At 63.9% G+C, this 2,949-nt stretch carries 3 protein-coding genes and 1 pseudogene; 2 read left to right on the top strand and 2 right to left on the bottom strand.

What is annotated here, in order from left to right; genetic code table 11:
* Positions 1-122: 122 nt before the first annotated feature.
* The gene (locus tag ACWD0A_RS34695) at positions 123-701 is read right to left on the bottom strand and encodes a hypothetical protein (protein WP_451304685.1); all 579 of its coding nucleotides are present in this window, start codon (positions 699-701) and stop codon (positions 123-125) included.
* A 324-nt stretch (positions 702-1,025) separates the two neighbouring features.
* On the opposite strand from ACWD0A_RS34695, the gene ACWD0A_RS34690 reads away from it, so the two are divergent.
* A complete protein-coding gene (locus tag ACWD0A_RS34690) occupies positions 1,026-2,474 on the top strand; it encodes a hypothetical protein (RefSeq protein ID WP_451304684.1) in 1,449 nt (482 codons plus the stop codon).
* Here the strand turns inward: ACWD0A_RS34690 and ACWD0A_RS34685 are convergent.
* Positions 2,471-2,710 (bottom strand): hypothetical protein, encoded by a 240-nt coding sequence (locus tag ACWD0A_RS34685; protein WP_451304686.1) that lies wholly within the window; start codon positions 2,708-2,710, stop codon positions 2,471-2,473. The genes ACWD0A_RS34690 and ACWD0A_RS34685 overlap by 4 nt on opposite strands.
* A 12-nt stretch (positions 2,711-2,722) precedes the next feature.
* On the opposite strand from ACWD0A_RS34685, the pseudogene ACWD0A_RS34680 reads away from it, so the two are divergent.
* A pseudogene (locus ACWD0A_RS34680) lies at positions 2,723-2,839 on the top strand (IS5/IS1182 family transposase); the annotation flags it as partial.
* Positions 2,840-2,949 lie beyond the last annotated feature (110 nt).

The raw sequence follows: 2,949 nt of genomic DNA, 5'->3' as shown, positions 1-2,949 counted from the left end.
CCAGGCTGTCGCCGCACTGCTCTCTCACCAACAAGCGGTCACCCCTCGCGGTCGATGAATGAGCGTGAACACTGGCCAGTTCACGGCCCTCGATGTGCCACCGCCAACCATGCACGAGCTCGCTAGTTGGCCCCGTCCGAACAGTTGTCAGTCTTCTTCACCTGCTCGTCACCGACAATCACGAGCCCGGCGTAGTTGTAAGGGATCTGACGCGGGCGTTCAGTAAGGCTGCGAGGTGAGCGCTCCCAGTTCCTCCCGGAACGGTCAACAAAGATCATCCGCTCGAACTCAAACTCGAACTCGCCCGAAAGCTTAATCCACTTGTCTGGTTTACCCGACTGCACGTTGGGAGCGAGCTCCATCTTCCGCACCGAGTAAATGACTTCGCTGCAGGGGCGCAGATTCGGCCGGAACAGCAGCCAGCGCCTCTTCTTGCCCGTCTCCTCGTCCTTCATCACGAACCAAACCAGGGACACCGGGTCGGGTGACCTGTTCACAATGTGAAGCTCCGTGGGCAACGCGGCGCGCGGGTACTCGACCCAGAAGGTGACCTTTGAGGCCTGCTCTTGCCTCTCCCGTTCACTGTCTTCCTTCGACTGGTCCAGCTGATCCTTCGCGGTCTGCTGACTCCAGTACGTGGCGACCGCTTGGGCCCACAAGCCTCCGAGCGCTGCAAGGGCAGCCAGTACCGTGGCAACCACCGTGAGGATGTGCGCCCACCGGAATCCTCGAAGACGCAACCAAGTCCTCCTGGCCCGTGAAGCTCCTGGCCCTGGTGTGGGTTCCGGCTCAGCCGACTCTTCCCGTACACGCGCCCGAACCCTTGCCGAAGCCGGGCGCTGCCGCGCGAGCCGAAGTCGGACCTGCCTCTGTGGTTCGTTGGTCACTCGCCCCCCTCATGTCCTTTGCGGCATAGACGTTGGCATAGTGCAGCCAGTCCGCGCTGCTCACTTCCCGATCCGGCGCTCGTACGTGGATCAGCGGTAGTCCGTGCAGGTGCTTGAGCGGTCGTCCATGCTGGGCGGGTGAATGACATCGACAGCCGCCTGCAAGACACGGGGCAAGCATTCCTGACTGCGGCATGGGCTCGGCTTCAGGAGGAGCGGGTGGTTCCACCGCCGGCCTTTCACCCCTACCTGGAGGTCGGACGCGACTACTTCGGGGACTCCGTCATGCCGCTGGCTGAGTACCGAGCGCTTGAGGATGCGATTGCCGCTTCTCATCCTCGGTTCGACGCAGGCCGACCACTGCTTGAGCGCGACTTCCCTGGTGGGTTGATCTTCAGCTTCCTAGAGACGTTCATCGCCCGGCTGACTCGTGCGCAGAAGGAGTTCTCTCCTGACGGATCAGAAGCCGAGCAATCGCTGCGTGACCTGATCCAGGCGGTTCGCGCAGACACGTGCGAGGTGGCGTGCTGCCGAGTGGTTTCCCATATGACCACCGCAGACGGCCGACCAATGGAGTTCACCAACGTCCGCGTGGAGCCGGTGATCTCGGAAGCAGCGGATCATGATCGCGAGTTGCAGCGGATCTTCTCGACGGTGATCCCTGGGGCGGCGAGCGCCTACGGTCGAGACCGGCCGCACGGTTTCGCCCCGCCTGAGAGCGTCATCATCGCGCGAGACAGCGGCGCAAAGCCGTTCGACCTGGCCAAGCCACTGTCACAGCGGATCGAGCGGTTCATGTTGCTCGTCCGACTGTTGAAGCCTGGCACCAGTGAGTCGATGGCGGAGCTCCAAGGGGCAACTCACACGGTCCGAGACTTCAAGCCCACCGTGCTCCGCTTCCGCGGTGCGGGACCGGGGTTCGGATCCCCGACGCAACTTGCCGCCCGCGAGATCATCCTCGCCACGGATGATGTCGGCCGTGTCGACGGACTCGGGCGGCTTCTCTCGGCTGCGGAAAAGCCGCGAGCGGGCATGGCATTCACCTCGTTTGGGATGGCCCTCCAGAAATTCCTTCTGTCCTTCCACGCGTACGGCTGGTCAGAGCAGATCGTCGACCTGGCGACCGCTTTCGAAGCGGCGCTGTCCGGAAGGGAGAAAGACGACGTCACGCTGCGGTTGAAGATCCGCGCGTCGACACTGCTGTCCACCGACCTTGATCCAGTAGATCAGATCTTCAAAGACGTGGGCGTGATCTACGGGCTCCGATCCGCACTCGTCCATGGCGGCGCCATGACGGAGAAGAATCTCCTCAAGGAGGTCCGGAAGATCTCGACCGTTCCCGATGGCCTACCTGATGGGAAAGCGGTCGCGTACGCCGTAGAACGGCTGCGCGACCTCGTCCGCCGAAGCCTGCTCGCCCGAATCTGCCTCGCAGCTGACGACTCCCCGTTGTGGCCCTTGGACTCAGATACGGGCGTCGACGTGGCTATGGCCGACGATCTCAGCCGGAAGTCATGGCGCGAAGCATGGCGGGAGACTCTGACCGGGATCGACGCCATCGCCAGCGCTGACCCGCCTCTTGCTTAGCCGATACGGCGCCCGTACGCCGACGCCGCGCCTCCCGGCCGGCCGCTGGGCTGTGGGGCCGTGGGGCGCGGGGCGTGGACGATGGCGCCTTGGTTGGCCTCGGGGATCAGGCCGTACACGAGGATGCAGGAGGCGTCGATCCGGCCCGGCGAGTCCGGGTCGGTGGACTGCCACGTCGACCACTCGCGTTCCATGTCCGTGAACACACCCCGGAAACGGACCTTGTCCTGAACCATCTGCTGGGCGATCGGCTCCGCAACCGGCTCAAGCAGTGGCGCGGCCTGGCCACACGAACCGACAAGCTCGCCATTGCCTACCAGGCCGCGCTCCACCTCGCCGCCATCCTCATCTGGGCACGACGCTGACCAAAGAGACAGAACCTAAAGCGCGTTGCAGAAGGCTGTGTCTGGGCAGGTCAGACTCGGATTTAGTGCCGGCCTGATCATGCGGCGAGGGCGAGGTTGTGCATGTGGGC

The sequence above is a fragment of the Streptomyces sp. NPDC002867 genome (assembly GCF_053591895.1).
This window is presented reverse-complemented; position numbering and strand designations above follow the sequence as displayed.

Excerpts from the sequence above, each read along its gene's own strand:
- ACWD0A_RS34685 (WP_451304686.1), bottom strand. The coding sequence starts at position 2,710 with ATGGTTCAGGACAAGGTCCGTTTCCGGGGTGTGTTCACGGACATGGAA.